Below are 16,634 nucleotides of genomic sequence, written 5' to 3'. Positions count from 1 at the left end.
ATGACCGCACCCGACACGATCGTTCTCGTCCACGGCTTCTGGGTGACGCCGCGCAGCTGGGAGCACTGGATCACGCACTACGAGGCCAAGGGGTACCGGGTCATCGCCCCCGGCTACCCCGGCTTCGAAGTGGAGGTCGAAGCCCTGCGCGCCGATCCGCGGATCATCGCCGACGTCACCGTGCCCGCGATCATCTCCAAGATCGAGGAGATCATCCGCGGCCTCGACCGTCCCCCGATCATCATGGGCCACTCCGCCGGCGGCGCCTTCACGCAGATCCTGCTCGACCACGGCTTCGGCGCCGCCGGCGTGGCGCTCAACTCGGCGCCCACCGAGGGCGTCCGGGTGGTGCCGCTGTCCCAGGTGAAGTCCACGTTCCCGGTGCTCAAGAGCCCCGCCAACCGGCACAAGGCGGTCGGCCTGTCGCTGCAGGAGTGGACGTACGCGTTCACGAACACGTTCACCGAGGACGAGTCCCGCGCCCTCTACGAGCGCTACCACATCCCGGCCAGCGGCGGGATCCTCTGGGGTGGCGTGCTGGCCAACTTCCAGCCCGGCCACCAGGACACCTGGGTCGACTACCACAACGACAACCGCGCGCCGCTGCTCTTCGTCTCCGGCAGCGAGGACCACATCATGCCGCCGGCCATCCAGGAATCGAACGCCAAGCACTACAAGTCCAACACCATCACCGAACGCCGGGAGTACGAGGGCTACGCCCACCTGCTGCCGGCGCAGAAGGGCTGGGAGGACATCGCGGACTACGCGCTCGACTGGGCCGTGCGGCACGCGCGCTCATGACGAGCGTCCGCGTCACGCACATCGGTGGGCCGACGGCGCTCATCGAGTTCGCGGGTTGGCGGCTGCTGACCGATCCGACGTTCGACCCGGCCGGACGCAGGTACGCGTTCGGCTGGGGCACCTCGTCCCGCAAGCTCGCCGGCCCCGCCATCACCCCCGACGCACTCGGTCGGATCGACGCCGTCCTGCTGACCCATGACCACCACGGCGACAACCTCGACGATGCCGGCCGCGACCTGCTGCCCACGGCGGGCACCGTGATCACCACGGTGTCCGGGGCGGCCCGGCTCGGCGGCGGCACCCGCGGCCTGGCGCCGTGGGCATCAACCACATTGGACGGCCAGGGGCGGCCGGCCATCGAGGTCACCGCCACCCCGTGCCGGCACGGGCCGCCGCTGAGCCGCCCGATCGTGGGCGACGTGATCGGCTTCGCCCTGCGCTGGGAGGGTCAGCGGCACGGTGTCGTCTGGGTTTCCGGTGACACCGTCCTCCACGATGGCGTCCGGCAGGTCGCCGGCCGGATCCCGGTCGGTGTCGCGCTGGTGCACCTCGGTGGCGTCCGCTTCCCGGTCACCGGGCCGCTGCGGTACAGCATGACTGCCCGCGACGCCGTCGAGTTGCTCGGCACAGTACGCCCACACACCGCCGTACCCGTGCACTACGAGGGCTGGAAGCACTTCCAAGAACCCCGGGCCGCCATCGAACGCGAATTCGGCGACGCTCCGAAAGACGTACGGGACCGCATCCGCTGGCTGCCCATCGGCGCCCCCACCGACCTGGAGACCTGACGTGAGAAGACTCTTGACCGCACTCGTCCTCCTGCTCGCCACCACCGGCCTGCTCGCCTCACCGGCGGCATCCGCGTCATCCGGACCCCGCGGTCCCAAGCCCACCATCGTGCTCGTGCACGGCGCGTTCGCGGACGCCTCCGGCTGGAGCGACGTCATCAAGCGCCTGCAGCGCGCGGGATACCCCACCATCGCGCCGGCCAACCCGCTGCGCGGCGTGCCCTCGGACTCCACGTACGTCGCCGGCGTGCTGCGCAGCATCAACGGACCGATCGTCCTGGTCGGACACTCCTACGGCGGCATCGTGATGACGAACGCCGCCACCGGCAACCCCAACGTCAAAGCCCTCGTCTACGTCGCGGCGTTCGCACCCGACGAGGGCGAGCCGCTGATCGCCCTGCAGACCAAGTTCCCCGGCACCAGGCTGGGCCTGGAGGCCCTCGACATCCGCCCGACCGGCCCGGACAGCTACGACGGCTACATCAAGGCGAGCCTGTTCCGGGAGGTCTTCGCCGCCGACCTGCCGGCCGGCACCACCGCCCTGATGGCCGCCACCCAGCGCCCCGGCGACCTGAGCACCCTGCAGCAGCCGTCCGGCCCGCCGGCCTGGAAGGCGATCCCATCGTGGTACCTCGTGGCCAAGCAGGACCAGGTGATCCCGGCCGCGGCCCAGCGCTTCATGGCCGAGCGCGCCGGCGCCCGCACCCGAGAGGTCAACGCCTCTCACGTGGCCATGATGTCCCGGCCCGACGCCACCGCCGACCTCATCACCACGGCTGCCCGCACCGCGCACTGACGACCTTGTGCGCGACAGCCCGCCGCCGGATCGGGTGCCGCGATCCGGCGGCGCGGGCTCGGGCAGGGGCCTTCCGGACGGTCCTCGGGTCAGCGGCGCTCGCCAGGCCCAGGTGGGACAGCCCCGTGTTCGCCGGCCCGGACCACCGGGCGTGAGCCCGGCGAGCGGGGTCAGCCGCAGCTGTCCTTGACGAACGCATCACGCGACACGACCTCGGCGTCGTCCCGGTCGACGGCGGCCAGCACCTGACCGGGCCCGATCCCGGTCAGGTCAGCCGTGGTGAAGCTGACCGCGGGCGCTTTCGTCCCCTCAGGACCTGATTTCGACGAGTCCAGCCTGTAGCGGTGCCCGGCTTCGAACGACGTCAGCTGGACGACCTTGATGGCGCCGAGGCCGGTGTCGGCGATCTCCCCGTCCCTGGAGGTGATCTCCCAGCCGGGCCGGGCGGCTCCCAGCAACTCGACCTCGACGTCTCGCACCTGGTGCGGCAGCGTGACCGTCACGGACCAGATCCGCAGGTCATTGTCGTCGGTGTTGTCATCGCGGTGCACGTCGACGCCGATCTCCGGGCGCCCGCACACGGCGACCACCGCCGTCGGCCGGCCGTCGACCACGGCCAGGGCCGCGTACTGCACCGGGTCGGGACCGAGGTAACAGGAACTCAGTGACATCAACGCCGCGGTCGCCGCTATCGCCGTGGGGAGCAAGCGCCTCATGCTGGCATCGTCGGCGGCCGCCATCACGTGCCGGTCACGAGCCGGCGTCAATGGGCGTCCTGAAACAGGTCGATGGTGGGTTGGAGCTGGGAATGCAGCGGGGACGGCAGCGCGCCGGGGCGGAACCAGCCCAGCTCGTCGAACTTGTGCGGCTCCCCGATCGCCACGGCGCCGCGGTCGACGAGCACCGCGAAGATCACCGCGACCCAGTGCGACGGCGGCTCGGCCCGGACCACGTTGCGGACGCCCAGCAGGGTGATCTCGCGCGGCTCGGTCGCGTACTCCTCCTTGACCTCGCGGGTGACCGCGGCTTCGAAGGTCTCGCCGAACTCCAGCGCGCCCGCGCCGGTGTCCCAGGTCCCGGGCTCGTCCCGGGCACCGGCCGAGCGCCGGGCGAGCAGGATCTCGCCGGCGCCGTCGTGGCAGATGAAGACGCAGGACACGCGGGGTTCTCTCGTCACGGCAGACCATTGTGCCGCACGCCCGATGTATCCCAGTAGGCGGATGAATGGACGGCCGGCGTAACTCAGCGCTCGTTGAGTTACCGTCGACCATGGCCACCGCTACCCCGTCCCGCCTCGTCATGGACCTCACCGAGGTCGACGCCGCCATGCCGGCCACCGCCGGCGGCAAGGCGGCCAACCTCGGGGAGATGATCCGCGCCGGCCTGCCCGTGCCGCCCGGCTTGTGTGTGACCACGGACGCGTACCGCCTGACCGTCGCCGGCACCGCCCTGGGCGAGGTGCTGCGGGAGCTGGCCGCGGCGGCGGCCGACGACGTCGCGGCGTTGACCGCGCTCGCCGGGCGCGCCCGCGCGGCGCTGCTCGCCGCGCCCGTGCCGGCCGCCGTCACCACCGCTGTCACCGCCGCGTACGCCCGGCTCGGCACGGAGGTGCCCGTCGCGGTCCGCTCCTCGGCGACCGCCGAGGACCTGCCGTCGGCGAGCTTCGCCGGTCAGCAGGACACCTATCTCAACGTCGTCGGCACGGCGTCGGTGATCGACGCCGTCGCCCGCTGCTGGGCCTCGCTCTGGACCGACCGCGCCGTGGTCTACCGGGCCGCCAACGGCATCGACCACCGCACCGTGCATCTCGCCGTCGTCATCCAGCGCATGGTCGACGCGCGGGTCGCCGGCGTGCTGTTCACCGCCGACCCGGTCACCGGCCGGCGCCGCCAGGCCGTCATCGACGCCGCCCCCGGGCTCGGCGAGGCGGTGGTCTCCGGGGCGGTCAACCCGGACCACTTCGTCGTCGACACCGCCACCGGCGACATTCTCGACCGGCGGCTCGGCGACAAGCGGGTCGCCGTCCGGGCCCGGCCCGGCGGCGGCGTCGAGCGCGTCACCGCCGGGGACGCCACGGCGACCGCCTGCATCAGCGACGACCGGGTCCGGGAGCTCGCCGCCCTCGGCGACCGGGTCGAGGCGCACTACGGCGCGCCCCAGGACACCGAGTGGGCCGTCGACGCCGGCGGCACGCTCTGGCTGACCCAGACCCGGCCGGTCACCACGCTGTATCCGGTGCCGGACCCGGTGCCCGACGGCCTGCGCGTGTACTTCTGCTTCAGCGTCGCGCAAGGGCTGTTCCGGCCGATCACGCCGATGGGTGTCGCCGCGCTGCGGCTGCTCGGCACCTCGGCGGCCCGGGAGTTCGGCTTCGCGGTCGCGGACCCGCTCGCCGGGCCCGCCGTCCTGCTGGCCCCCGGGCAGCGGATCTTCGTCGACTGCACCGACGCCGTCCGCAGCCGGGTCGGCCGCTTCGCCATCCCCCGGGTCCTCGGCGTCATGGAGGCCCGTTCCGCGGTGGTGATGCGGCGGCTCTTCGACGATCCCCGCCTGTCGATCACCCATCGGTCGGTGCGGCCGTTCCTGCGCCGGGCGGCCCGGTTCGCCGTCCGGCATCGCCTTCCCGTACGCCTGATCCACGGCATCGCCGCCCCGGACGCCCTGCACCGCGACCTGGAGCGGCTGCCCGCCGAGATCCGCCGCCGGCTCTCCCTGCCCGCCGACGCCACCCCCGCCGTGCGGCTCGACCTGGTCGAGCACGCCCTCGCCACCGACGTCTTCCCGCTCGCCCCGCGGGCCATGGCTCCCGCGGCGGGCGGGTTCGCGCTGCTCGGCCTCGCCGGCAAGCTCGCCCGCTCCCGCCCGGGGGAGCTGCAGACGGTCCTGCGCGGGCTGCCGCACAACGTCACCACCACCATGGACCTCGACCTCTGGCAGCTGGCCCGCGCCATCCGCCGGGACGCCGCCGCGACCGCCCTGCTGCTGACCACTCCCCTGACCACACTCGCCGACCGCTGGCGGGACGGCGAGCTGCCCGCGCCCGTCCAGGCCGGGCTGACGGGCTTCCTCGACCGGTACGGCGAGCGCGCCGTCGCGGAGATCGACCTGGGGGTGCCGCGCTGGTCCGACGACCCCCGGCACGTCATCGGCGTCGTCCTCAACTACCTGCGCCTCGACGACGACCGGGCCGCCCCCGACGCCGTCTTCGCCCGTGGCGCGGCGGAGGCCGGCCGGATGGTCAGCACCCTCGTCGACCGGAGCGGCGCGATCCGCCGCCCGCTGGTCCGGTTCGCCCTCGACCGGGCGCGCCGCCTCGCCGGCGTCCGCGAGCTGCCCAAGTACCTCCTGATCGTCGCCTTCGCCCAGCTGCGGGCCCAGCTGCGGCTGGTCGGTCAGGCGCTGGCGGCCGACGCCCGGATCGCCGCGCCGGCGGACATCTTCATGCTGACCACGGCCGAGGCCCGCGCCGGGCTCTCCGGCCGCGACCTGCACGACCTGGTCGCGGACCGCCGGGCCGGCTACGACACGGAACTGCGCCGCCGCGGCGTCCCCCGGGTGCTGCTCTCCGACGGCACCGAGCCCGAGGCGAGCGCCGGTGCCGCCGCCGCCCCGGACGGCGCGCTCGTCGGCACCCCCGCCTCCGCCGGCACGATCACCGCGACCGCCCGGCTGGTGCTCGACCCCGTGGGCGCGCGCCTGGAGCCCGGCGAGATCCTCGTCGCGCCCTCGACGGACCCCGGCTGGACACCGCTGTTCCTGACCGCGGGCGGGCTGATCATGGAGATGGGCGGCGCCAACTCGCACGGCGCCGTCGTGGCCCGCGAGTACGGCATCCCCGCGGTGGTCGGCGTCCCCGACGCCACCACCCGGATCGCCACCGGCGACCTGATCACGCTCGACGGCACCGCGGGCACCGTCCTGAAGGCCCTGGGGTGACCTCCCGCGCCGGGCGCCATGTCCGCTGGGCCGTAAATCGCTGGCGCGGCGTCCCACCACGGTGGACGATCCGCGGGTCCGGGGTCGCCGCGAGCACTCGCTGCCTGCGTGAGAGGAAGTTGTGATGACCGTTGCCGAGTCCGAGCCGGCTGGACCCCGGCCCGAAGTCCGCGCGGCCGGCGGGAGCCTGCGCGGCGTCCGGGAGGCGGGGGTGGCGGTCTTCCGGGGCATCCCGTTCGCCGAGCCCCCGGTCGGCTTGCTGCGCTTCGCCGCGCCGCGACCGGTGGCGGGCTGGAGCGGGGTGCGGGAGGCCGTCTCGTACGGCCCGCCGCCCCCACAGAGCGGCAGTTTCGGCATGGACGCGCTGGCGCGGGACGCGGCGGACGACGACTGGCTGACGGTCAACGTCTGGTCCCCCGCACCCGACCCGGGCGCGGGACTGCCGGTGATGGTGTGGATCCAGGGCGGCGGCTACGTGTTCGGCACGTCCGGCCTCCCCGAATACGACGGTGGCCGGCTCGCGCGGGACGGTGACGTCGTCGTGGTGACGTTCAACTACCGCATGGGTATCGAGGGCTTCGCGCAGATCGAGGGAGCTCCCGCCAACCGGGGTCTGCTCGACCAGGTCGCCGCCCTCGAGTGGGTGCGCGACAACATCCGGGCCTTCGGCGGTGACCCCGGCGCGGTCACGGTCTTCGGCGAGTCGGCGGGCGGCGGATCGGTCGCCGCGCTGCTGGCGATGGACCGCGCGGCCGGGCTCTTCCGCCGGGCCGTCGCGCAGAGTGTGCCGGGCACGTTCTTCGCACCGGAGCTCGCCGCGGACATCGCCACCGCCTGCGCCGCCGAACTGGGGCTGCGGCCCACGGTGGCCGACCTGTCCGGCGTCGCCCCGCACCGGCTGCCCGCCGCCGCCGACACGATCAGCGCCAAGATGGACCAGTGGGGGCACCGCTGGGGCCGGCCCGCGTACCGAACGATCCTGTTCTCGCCCGTCGTCGACGGCGACGTCCTGGCCGGCACACCGTGGCAGGCCCTGGCCGACGGTGCCGCCCGCGACGTCGAGCTGCTCGTCGGCCACACCCGCGACGAGCAGCGCCTGTTCACCGCCATCAGCGGACTGCTCGGCGAGGTGAGCGAGGAGCAGGCAGCGAACGCCCTCGAGGTCCTGGCGCCCGGCCCGGACGGCGCGCGCCGCTACCGCGACGCCTACCCGGCGGCGGGCCCGGAGGAGCTGTACGAACTGGTCCATTCCGACTGGCTGTTCCGGATGCCGTCGCTGCACCTCGCCGAGGCCCAGGCGGCGGCCGGGGGCCGGGCGTATGTCTACGAGCTGACCTGGCCGGCCCCGGGCATGGGCGGTGCCCTCGGTGCCTGCCACGGCCTCGACGTGCCACTCGTCTTCGGCAACCTGGACCGCGGCCAGCCCGCCATGCTGATCGGCGAGACACCGTCCCCGGAGGCGGCGGCCCTGTCCGCCCGGATGCGCGCCGCATGGGTTTCGTTCGCCACCCACGGCGACCCCGGCTGGCCCGCGTACGACACCGAGCAACGCCTCGTCCAGCTCTTCGACACCCGGCCGGTCGTCACCGCCTACCCGGAGGAGCCGTCCCGCGTGATCTGGCAGAGCCACACCTTCCCCGCGCTGCCGTTGACCAGCCGATAGCGCGGCGCGCCGGGAAACTCGCCGGCGATCCGAACCTGCCCGACCCGGCCGGCTGTCAGGCGGGTTCCGGGTGCGAGAGGACCGGCCGAAAGAGGTTGTCGAAGACCCGGGCCCGGTCGAAGGTCAGGGCGTGTGCGCGCGCCCGCCTTTCCCGGTCCGCCCGCTCCTCGGCCGGCATTTCCAGGACCGCGGCGTCGACGGCGGCGGCGAGGGCCACGACGTCGCCGGGCTCGACGATGACGGCGGTGTCACCGACCGCCTCGCCGGTGCCGCCGGTGAGCGTGGTGATGACCGGGCCGCCACCGGCGAGCATCTTCTCGGTCAGGGCGATGCCGAACGTCTCCACGAACTCGGGTTCCGGCTTGGTCGGCAGGACGTAGGCCGCGCAGCCGCGCATGAGCAGGCCCTTCTCGGTGTCGTCGACGTCGCTGAGAAAGACGACCTGCTCGTCCTCGGCGGCCATGGCCCGCACGTGCTGCAGGGCGGGGCCGGTGCCGGCGACGACGAGCTTGACGTCGGAACGGCAGCGCATCTGGCCGTACGCCATGATCAGGTCGTAGATGCCCTTGGCCCGGGTGACGCGGGACAGGAACAGGATGTAGCCGTCGCGGGCCAGCCCGCGCGCGGCGAGCGCGGCGTCGACGGCGGCCTCCTCGATGTCGAGGTAGGCGCTGGTGTCGATGGGCGGATAGCTGACGGTGACCCGGCGGCGGCACTGCTCGGCGAATCGGGTGCCGTGCTTCGCGTCGACCTCCGCGGCCGAGGCGATGATCTCGTCACGGGTGTACTCCGAGACGGCCGTGACCTCGTCGTTCGCCAGGAACGTCGTGAACAGGGCGATGGCGGCTCCGAAGCTGCCGTCGCGCAGGCAGGACTTGATGACGTTGGTGACGTCGGAGCCGACGGCCTTGGCGATCGTGTGCACCTCGGGGTCGAAGCCGGCGGCGCGGACGGCACCGACGGCGTCGATGATCACGGCGGTGTGCGGCACGAGGTACATCGACAGGCACACCGTCGGGATCGGCTCGGCGAGCAGCTCGACCAGGCGCCCGGTCAGGCCCGCCAGGTAGCGCCCGTCCGGGACCCGGTAGTCGCCGACCGGTTCGGGACGCTCGACGGTGATGCCCGGGCTGTAGGGCAGGAGCCGGTCCAGCGGCTTCAGCGGGAGGCCGGCCGCCTCCAGGGCGGAGATCGGCCAGGTGAGCAGCCGGACGTCGGTGAAGCCGCGGGTGAGCGCGGCCTCGGCCAGGTTACGGGCCTCACCGGAGTGACCGCAGATGACCGGGTCGGCCCGGACCGCGATGACCAGGCGACGAGGGCGATGTCTCATGGGGGATCCTAGGGTGCGTGCGGATCTGACACAGATGGGGGTCGTACGCCGTGCGCCCAGGCCGACGGCTCGGGACCCAGCGTCAGGTGCAGCCGTCCGCCCCGGTGGACGTCGGCGGCGCTCAGGTGCGCGCCGTGCAGTGGTTTCCCGTTGAGGGTCGCCGATTGCACATATTGCGTCGGTTGATCCCGCTCGATGCCGTCGGCGCCGATCGGGGTCTCGCGGTGCCCGCTGGTCTCCACCACGAACTCCCGGTCACCGACCGTCAGCGCGGCGCGCTCGAAGGCGGGAGCGTTGATCAGGAAGAGGTTCTGCCCGGCGACCGGGAACAGGCCGAGCGACGCCCACACGTACCACGAGCTGAGGCCGCCGGAGTCGTCGTTGCCGGGCAGGCCGCCGCGGCCGGTGCCGAACTGCCAGGTCAGCGCGGCCTGCACCACCTCGGCGGTGCGGTCCGGGCGGCCCGCGTAGTGGTAGGCCCAGGGCGCTTCCATGTCCGGCTCGTTGTTGAGGCCCTCGAACCTGTTCAGGGCGAAACCCCGCAGCATCTCGGCCTGCGGCGGCCGCACGCCGGGCTGGGTGACGGGCGCGGCGCCGTACCCGAAGAAATGGTCGAGCATGTCGATGAAGGTCTTGTCGCCGCCGGCCAGGGCGATCCGCGCGGCCATGTCGTGCACGAGCCGGAACGAGTAGTTCCACTTGCCGCCCTCGTAGAACGACGAGTCGTGCAGCAGGCCGGTGTCCGGGTCGAACGCGTTGATCCAGCCGCGGCTGAGCTCGGCCAGGTCGTCGGCGAGGCGGTGGTCGTTGAGGGCGCGCGCGACCTGCGCGGTGCAGTGATGGGCGTACGCCAGGTCGAGGGTGTGCGTGATCGGGTGCACGACGCCGTGCTCGAAGAAGTCCTCCCCGTACATCCGGCGCAGGTCGTCGACCATGTGCACCAGGGCCCAGCTCCAGTCGAGGCTCTGCGGGCGCAGGGCGTACGCGTCGGCGAGCGCGGTGTGCGCGAGCGCGCTCGCCTGCCGGAAGAACCTGTCCGCGCCGCGCGCCATGCGGTAGCCGATCGGGAAGTTGCCCTCCTCCTCGCAGACCCGGATGAGCGACTCCAGCAGGGCCGCGTGCCGTTCCGGGGCGATCGCCGCGAGCAGCGGCAGCTGGGTCTTGTAGATGTCCCACATCGTGCAGATGTCGAACGCGTACGGGCCGGGCGCGGGCCAGAACGGGCTCTCGTCGTCGGCGACGCACGGCTTGATCAGGGAGTGGTAGAGCGCGGTGGACAGCACCGTGCGGCGGGCCGGGGTGCCGCCGTCGACCCGCACCTTGTCGAGGCTCACCCGCCACCGCTGAAGGGTGTCGGCGTGCACCGCGTCGAACGCGGGACGGGTCCGCCCGCACTCGCGTTCGAGATTCTCCCGGGCCTGCTCGCAGCCGCGCAGCGAGAAGCCGAGCCGCACCTCGACGCTCTGCCCGGCGGCCGACGGCCCCATGAAGAGCAGGCCGAACGGGCGCAGCGTGGTGTGCCGGATGCTGTCGAAGTCGAGCCGGGTGCCACCGTCGACCAGGCGCCGGTCGTACCACAGCATCTGCCGCCAGCCCGGGCTGTCGACCTCGAGATAGACCGAGAGCGGCACCCCCTCCATGACGACGGTGCCCTGGGCCCGGCCGGATCCGATGCTCTCGACCTGGGCGCGCAGCGGCACCGTGCGGCCGAGGTCGATGGCCAGCCCGCCGATGGAGAGGTCGATGACGACCCGGGCGCTGCGCTGCTCCGGGAACGTGTAGCGGTGCACGGCGACCTTCTCGCCCACGGTGATCTCGCTGCGCACGCCGGTGTCCAGGGTCGCGGCGTAGTATCCGGCCGTCGCGACCTCGTCGTGCAGCGGCCACGCCTGCCCGAGCTCGTCGAGCGGCTGCACCATCGGCGTGACGCGCACATAGTTGTAGTACTTGCGGATCGCGCCGGTGCCGGACTGCTGAAAATGCGTGAAGCCGGACGCCTGCAGGCGATCGAACATCTCCTCGGGCACGCCCTCGGTGCTCTTCGCATACCGCCCGTACCCGGTCGGGTAGGCGCCGGAGTAGGCGCACGCCGACACCATGCCCAGCGGCGACGTGGCACCCGGATGGGTGTTGCCGACCTGCGGCTTCGGCCACCACCAGGTCGCCGCGAGACCCCGCGGCGGGGGCAGGTCGGTCGCCGCGGTGCCGATGAAGGGATCTATGTGCTGGATGATCTCGCCAACCTACCCAGCGCGGACCCCGCGGCTGGTTACGCCGCGATTAACTCACCCGGCCGGGGAGCACCCGCACGCTTGGCAAGCAGGTGATCCTTCTCGGCCGGCGGCGGCTCAGCGGGACTGGATGACCGTGCCGTCCGCCGTGATGCGCAGCCGCGCCTGGGGCACCGCGGCGGATGATGGCGGGCAACTCGCACTTTCCGGGCAGACCGCGAAGGGGCGAACCGCCAAATCGGCCCTGACCCGCAGCGGCGCACCCGCCGGCGTCGTCACCGTGACGGTGACCTGTTCCAGCGTCAGCTCGGGCACCGGCGCGTAGCCGAATCCGGGGCCGGGACCGGGCAGGTGCGCCACCCCGCAGGCGGTATCCGCGGCGGCCGACGCCGAGGGGCAGGGCACGGCGCTCGTCGGGCCGGCGATGACCAGAGTCACGTCCTGCTCGTGGCAGCCCCACGAACCGCAGGTCCGCAGGTGAACCACCGGGACGCGCGGCGCGATGGCCTGGTCGACGTCGACCCCGAAGCCACGGAGCGGCGCCGCACCCGCACCGGCGGTGTCCGGCCCGGCGCCGTCCGGGCCGGACCCGACACACCCCCCGAGCGCCATGGCGGCGAGCCAGATCGGCAACATACGCATGGTGATACGGACGCGCCCGGGTGGCCGCCGGTTCCCGCGCCGTACCGGACCACCGCACGGACAGCGAGCGCGCCGGGTGGCTCCGGGAGGCCATCGCCCTCTGGCACGGGCAGCCGCTGGGCGGCCTGCCGGGTGACTGGGCCGCCCGGACCAGGGAGACGTGGCGGCAGCACCACCTGGATGCGAGCGTCGCTTGGGGCCGCGCCGAGCTGCGGCGGGGAGACCCGGACGCGGTGATCGGCGCCTTCACCGCGCTCGCCGACGAGAACCCGTTCGAGGAGCCCGTCGCCGCGGTGCTGCTGCGCGCCCTGCACAGCGCCGGCCGATCGGCCGGTGCGCTGGAGCGGTACGCCACCATCCGGCGCCGCCTCGGCGACGATCTCGGCACCGAACCCGGTCCCGAGCTGCAGCAGGTGCACCAGGCCATCCTGTGCGGTGACCCGGACCCGGTGCCACGGCCCGCCACGCCCGCCGCCGTGGTCCGGACCCGAGGTGTGCCGGCACAGCTTCCGGCCGACGTCGGTGCCTTCACGGGCCGCGAACGCGAGCAGCTTGTCCTCGACGCCGTCGTCACCCGGCAGGCCGCCGGATCGTCGACGTCCATGCCGATTGTGGCGATCTCCGGAACAGCCGGGGTCGGGAAGACGGCGCTCGCGGTCCACTGGGGGCATCGGGTCGCCGCCCGGTTCCCGGACGGACAGATCTACCTCGACCTGCGCGGCTACGACCCGGCCGAGCCGGTGTCGGCCGCCGACGCGCTGGTACGCCTGTTGACCGCGGTCGGTGTGTCCGACCGGCTGATCCCGCCGGAGGTGGACGAACGTGCCGCCCGCTACCGGACTGAGATCGCCGGCCGGCGCATGCTGATAGTCCTGGACAACACGAGCTCCGTGGAGCAGGTCCGGCCGCTGCTGCCCGGCAGCTCGTCCTGCATGGTGATCGTGACCAGCCGTGACACTCTGGCCGGACTCGTCGCGCTGCACAGCGCGCGCCGGATCGAGCTCGACCTGCTGTCGCCGGAGGAGGCCACCGGTCTCCTGCGCCATCTGATCGGTCCACGCATGGACGCCGAGCCGGCTGCCGCCCGGGCGCTGACCGTGCTGTGTGCCCGGCTCCCACTCGCCCTGCGCATCGCCGCCGAACTGGTCGTCGGACAGCTCACCCGGCCACTGACCGCGCTCGTGCGAGAGCTCTCCGACGAGCAGACCCGCCTGGAGCTGCTCGACTCGGGGGACGACCCCCACGCGGCCGTGACGGCGGTGTTCTCCTGGTCGGTCGCGAAGCTGCAGGCGGACGCGGCCCGTACGTTCGGCCTGCTGGGTCTGCATCCGGGCCCCGACCTCGACCTGTACGGAGTCGCCGCGCTCACCGGCGGCGGCCTCGCCGAAACCCGCCGGATCCTCGCCCGGCTCGTCCGGGCCTATCTCATCCAGCCCACCCGCGCCGGGCGCTACGGGATGCACGACCTCCTGCGGGTCTACGCCGCCAGCCTCGTCGCGGATTCGGAGCGCGCGGCCGTGGCGGCCGGTGACCGGCACGGCGAGGCGCTCGCCCTGCTGGGGATCGGCACGGCCCTCATGCAGATCTGCCGGTTCGGGGCGGCCGTCGAGCGCCTGACCGAGTCGGCCGAGATGTTTCGGCAGCAGGGCGACCCGATCGGCGAGGCCCGGGCGCTCAACACGCTTGGCGTCGCCCACCGGGCCTGGGGCCGGCTCGCGGCGGCCGCGCCGTACCACCACGCCGCCCTCCGACTGTTCCGACGGGCAGGCGAGCTCAGCGGCGAGGCACGGGCGCACAGCGGCGCGGGGCGGGCGCATCATGCCCTGGGCAACCGGCTCCTGGCCAGGGCGCACTGCACCCGCGCGCTGCGGATCTTCCACGAGCTGGACATTCGCGACACCCCCCAGCTCGGGAAGTTGCGGGCCGTGATCGACGGGCGGGACTGAGCTCACCCCAGCTCGCCCGCCGGGTGAGCCCGAAGGCTCAGCCGACCGGCGAGGCGGGCTGGACATTCGCGAGAGTCGATGTATGGTGGGAGCGCTCCCAGATTGCGTCCGCCACTCTGCTCGAGGAGCTGACCATGTCTCGACGGCGTTGTCGCCCGGCCACCATGCTGGCCGGCCTGCTCGTTCTGGCCCTGTCCGCGATCCTGTCGCCCTCGGTGTCGGTGGCCGGCACCGCCGCGGCCGACACATCCCGCACCCGCGCGGTGCCACTCGCTGAGCTGACCGTGGTGTCCGAACGGGTTGCTGTCGGTCTGCGGCGTCCGATCGCGATCACCGGGCTGCCGGACGGCCGGATGCTGATCGCGGAGAAGGACGGCACCGTCCGCGCCTACCACCCCGACACCGGCCTGGCGGCCGAGCCGGTGCTCGACCTGACCGCCCGGATCGACACGTCGGACAACGAGCGCGGCCTCCTCGGCATCACGCCGGCGCCGAACTTCGCGCGGACCGGGATCCTCTACGTGGCCTACACCAGCCTGCCGGACGGCGCGCTGACCCTGGCGCGAGTGCCCATCGGTGCTCCCGAGCGGGTGCAGGTGCTGCTCACCCAGGCGCACGCCGAGTACGGCAACCACAACGGCGGACAGGTGGCGTTCGGCCGCGACGGCTACCTCTACTGGTCCCTCGGCGACGGCGGCCACGCGAACGACCCGTTCAAGGCCGGCCAGAACCTCGGCACCCTGCTCGGCAAGATCGCGCGGATCGACGTCAGCCGCGCCTGCGGGGCGAAGCCCTACTGCGTGCCCTTCGACAACCCGTTCGTCCGCACGTCGGGCGCGCGGCCGGAGATCTGGCTCTACGGTCTGCGCAACCCCTGGCGGTTCTCCGTCGACCCGGTCGACGGCTCGCTGTGGATCGGTGACGTCGGCCAGGGCCTGGTCGAGGAGATCAACCACATCCGCCCGTCCCAGCGTGGGGCGAACCTCGGCTGGTCCTGCAAGGAGGGCACCCCGGTGTTCGACCCGCAGCAATGCCAGCCGGGCGGGCGGTACACCGACCCGGTCTTCGAGTACGAACACTTCATGACGGAGAACTGCTCGGTGACCGGCGGCGTTGTGTACCGAGGGTTCCAGACCCCCGAGGCATGGGGGACCTACGTCGCGAGCGACTACTGCTCGACCCTCGCGTTCGCCGTGCGTCCCAAGCCCCAGGGCGGCTACGAGTCCGCCACGATCGGCAACTTCCCGACCCAGCCGACCGCGTTCGGCACCGACGTGCACGGCGAGCTGTACGTGCTCAGCGACCTCCCGGGATGGCTGAGCAAGGTGCGGTTCGAGCGGGTCCAGCCAGCCTCCGGCGCCGGGGTGGCGAACGCTGAGACCGGGCACCCAGCACTCAAGCGACAGTGATCGTGGTGAGGACTGTGATCGCGTGAGCAACCGGGATGGGCAGAAGCCGGGCCCGGCAGCGCAACCGCCGGTGGAATTGCGGACCGACGAGCCGCACCCTGCCAGAGTCTATGACTACCTGCTGGGAGGAAAGGACAACTTCCGGGCCGATCGCGAGGCGGCGGATCGGTCGCTGGCGAGATTTCCGCACGCGAACACACCACCCCGGCAAAATCGGGGATTCTTACGAAGAGCTGTCAACCACCTTGCCGCGGAAGTGGGCATCCGGCAGAGTTCCAGTGGCGTCCCTGATAGTGGTGTAACGCGATCGACGTGATCGTCGGGCGGCCCGTCTGCGGGCTGAACGAAGAGCGCGGTCATCGCGTGATCTTTCGAGTGAACCTCTCACAGCACTCTCGAAAGGGCTCTATCGCGATGACCGCACCTCACATCATCAACCCTGCCGGGCTGTTGGACCAAGCTCTCGGCGACGCGTCGCCGGATCTGATGCGGCACTTGCTGTCCACGGTGATCAACTCGCTGTTGTCGGCCGACGCGGACGCGGTCTGCGGCGCCGAGTACGGGGCCGTGTCACCGGAGCGGGTCAACTCCCGTAACGGCTACCGCCATCGTGACCTGGACACCCGCGTCGGCACGATCGACGTCGCGGTCCCGAAACTGCGCCAAGGCACGTATTTCCCCGATTGGCTGCTCGAGCGGCGTAAGCGGGCCGAGGCCGCCCTGGTGAGCGTGGTCGCGACCTGCTACCTGCTCGGCGTCTCTACCCGGCGCATGGACAAACTCGTCCAGTCGCTGGGCATCACCAGCCTGTCCAGGTCACAGGTCTCCCGGATGGCCGTCGAACTCGACGCCCAGGTCGCGGCGTTCCGCACCCGGCCCCTGGACGAGTCCGGGCCGTTCACGTTCGTCGCCGCCGACGCGCTGAGCATGAAGGTCCGTGAACAGGGCCGGGTGGTCAAAGCGGTCGTGCTCGTGGCGACCGGCGTCAACGCCGACGGCCACCGCGAAGTCCTCGGCGTCAAAGTCGCCACCAGCGAGACAAAACAGGCGTGGAACGCGTTCTTCGCCGACCTGGTCGCCCGCGGCCTGAGC

14 protein-coding genes are annotated in these 16,634 nt (G+C 72.6%); 9 read left to right on the top strand and 5 right to left on the bottom strand.

Annotation, left to right across the window (positions count from 1 at the left end; genetic code table 11):
* From DMB66_RS13660 to DMB66_RS13650, 3 genes are read left to right on the top strand one after another with little or no spacing between them, the layout of a single operon-like run.
* Positions 1-801: an alpha/beta hydrolase gene (locus tag DMB66_RS13660; RefSeq protein ID WP_125804445.1), complete on the top strand. Its 801-nt coding sequence runs from the start codon at positions 1-3 to the stop codon at positions 799-801.
* Positions 798-1,589 carry an MBL fold metallo-hydrolase gene (locus DMB66_RS13655; RefSeq protein WP_125804444.1) on the top strand — a complete coding sequence of 264 codons (792 nt, stop codon included), beginning with the start codon at positions 798-800 and terminating at the stop codon, positions 1,587-1,589. The genes DMB66_RS13660 and DMB66_RS13655 overlap by 4 nt, the downstream gene beginning before the upstream one ends.
* A 1-nt stretch (position 1,590) precedes the next feature.
* Positions 1,591-2,385, top strand: a complete 795-nt coding sequence (locus tag DMB66_RS13650; RefSeq protein WP_233624531.1) for an alpha/beta fold hydrolase — start codon at positions 1,591-1,593, stop codon at positions 2,383-2,385.
* Positions 2,386-2,555: 170 nt separating this feature from the next.
* On the opposite strand, the gene DMB66_RS13645 is transcribed toward DMB66_RS13650, so the two are convergent.
* Both DMB66_RS13645 and DMB66_RS13640 read right to left on the bottom strand, forming a co-directional pair.
* A complete protein-coding gene (locus DMB66_RS13645; RefSeq protein ID WP_125804443.1) occupies positions 2,556-3,101 on the bottom strand; it encodes a hypothetical protein in 546 nt (181 codons plus the stop codon).
* Positions 3,102-3,148: 47 nt separating this feature from the next.
* Positions 3,149-3,562 carry an NUDIX domain-containing protein gene (locus DMB66_RS13640; RefSeq protein WP_233624530.1) on the bottom strand — a complete coding sequence of 138 codons (414 nt, stop codon included), beginning with the start codon at positions 3,560-3,562 and terminating at the stop codon, positions 3,149-3,151.
* A 92-nt stretch (positions 3,563-3,654) separates the two neighbouring features.
* On the opposite strand from DMB66_RS13640, the gene DMB66_RS13635 reads away from it, so the two are divergent.
* Together DMB66_RS13635 and DMB66_RS13630 are read left to right on the top strand one after the other, a co-directional pair.
* On the top strand, positions 3,655-6,321 hold the full coding sequence (locus tag DMB66_RS13635) for a PEP/pyruvate-binding domain-containing protein (protein ID WP_125804442.1): 2,667 nt from the start codon (positions 3,655-3,657) through the stop codon (positions 6,319-6,321).
* 124 nt (positions 6,322-6,445) lie between these two features.
* On the top strand, positions 6,446-7,984 hold the full coding sequence (locus DMB66_RS13630) for a carboxylesterase/lipase family protein (RefSeq protein ID WP_125804441.1): 1,539 nt from the start codon (positions 6,446-6,448) through the stop codon (positions 7,982-7,984).
* A 55-nt stretch (positions 7,985-8,039) separates the two neighbouring features.
* On the opposite strand, the gene DMB66_RS13625 is transcribed toward DMB66_RS13630, so the two are convergent.
* The 3 genes from DMB66_RS13625 to DMB66_RS13615 form a co-directional block, all read right to left on the bottom strand.
* On the bottom strand, positions 8,040-9,314 hold the full coding sequence (locus DMB66_RS13625; protein ID WP_125804440.1) for a glycosyltransferase: 1,275 nt from the start codon (positions 9,312-9,314) through the stop codon (positions 8,040-8,042).
* Positions 9,315-9,322: 8 nt separating this feature from the next.
* Positions 9,323-11,524 carry a glycoside hydrolase domain-containing protein gene (locus tag DMB66_RS13620; RefSeq protein ID WP_370318371.1) on the bottom strand — a complete coding sequence of 734 codons (2,202 nt, stop codon included), beginning with the start codon at positions 11,522-11,524 and terminating at the stop codon, positions 9,323-9,325.
* A gap of 138 nt (positions 11,525-11,662) precedes the next feature.
* On the bottom strand, positions 11,663-12,181 hold the full coding sequence (locus DMB66_RS13615) for a hypothetical protein (RefSeq protein WP_125804438.1): 519 nt from the start codon (positions 12,179-12,181) through the stop codon (positions 11,663-11,665).
* Between the two features lie 26 nt (positions 12,182-12,207).
* Between DMB66_RS13615 and DMB66_RS13610 the strand changes: the two genes are divergently transcribed.
* The 4 genes from DMB66_RS13610 to DMB66_RS13595 form a co-directional block, all read left to right on the top strand.
* Positions 12,208-14,133, top strand: a complete 1,926-nt coding sequence (locus DMB66_RS13610; RefSeq protein ID WP_125804437.1) for a BTAD domain-containing putative transcriptional regulator — start codon at positions 12,208-12,210, stop codon at positions 14,131-14,133.
* A gap of 134 nt (positions 14,134-14,267) precedes the next feature.
* Entirely contained in the window at positions 14,268-15,542 is a 1,275-nt protein-coding gene (locus DMB66_RS13605) for a sorbosone dehydrogenase family protein (protein WP_125804436.1), read from the top strand.
* A gap of 22 nt (positions 15,543-15,564) precedes the next feature.
* Complete coding sequence (locus tag DMB66_RS13600; RefSeq protein WP_125804435.1) at positions 15,565-15,858, top strand: SAM-dependent methyltransferase; 294 nt, start codon at positions 15,565-15,567, stop codon at positions 15,856-15,858.
* Positions 15,859-15,956: 98 nt separating this feature from the next.
* Positions 15,957-16,634, top strand: a 678-nt coding sequence (locus DMB66_RS13595; RefSeq protein WP_199752304.1) for a transposase, incomplete at its 3' end; no start/stop codon positions are given.

Source organism: Actinoplanes sp. ATCC 53533 (assembly GCF_003947245.1).
Note: the sequence above shows the minus strand (reverse complement) of the source record. Positions and strands in the feature narration are given on the sequence as shown.

What these genes read in the sequence shown, in the direction of transcription:
- DMB66_RS13660 (WP_125804445.1), top strand. Translation starts at nt 1, where the DNA reads ATGACCGCACCCGACACGATCGTTCTCGTCCACGGCTTCTGGGTGACG.
- DMB66_RS13655 (WP_125804444.1), top strand. Translation starts at nt 798, where the DNA reads ATGACGAGCGTCCGCGTCACGCACATCGGTGGGCCGACGGCGCTCATC.
- DMB66_RS13645 (WP_125804443.1), bottom strand. Translation starts at nt 3,101, where the DNA reads ATGAGGCGCTTGCTCCCCACGGCGATAGCGGCGACCGCGGCGTTGATG.
- DMB66_RS13635 (WP_125804442.1), top strand. Translation starts at nt 3,655, where the DNA reads ATGGCCACCGCTACCCCGTCCCGCCTCGTCATGGACCTCACCGAGGTC.
- DMB66_RS13630 (WP_125804441.1), top strand. Translation starts at nt 6,446, where the DNA reads ATGACCGTTGCCGAGTCCGAGCCGGCTGGACCCCGGCCCGAAGTCCGC.
- DMB66_RS13625 (WP_125804440.1), bottom strand. Translation starts at nt 9,314, where the DNA reads ATGAGACATCGCCCTCGTCGCCTGGTCATCGCGGTCCGGGCCGACCCG.
- DMB66_RS13615 (WP_125804438.1), bottom strand. Translation starts at nt 12,181, where the DNA reads ATGTTGCCGATCTGGCTCGCCGCCATGGCGCTCGGGGGGTGTGTCGGG.
- DMB66_RS13605 (WP_125804436.1), top strand. Translation starts at nt 14,268, where the DNA reads ATGTCTCGACGGCGTTGTCGCCCGGCCACCATGCTGGCCGGCCTGCTC.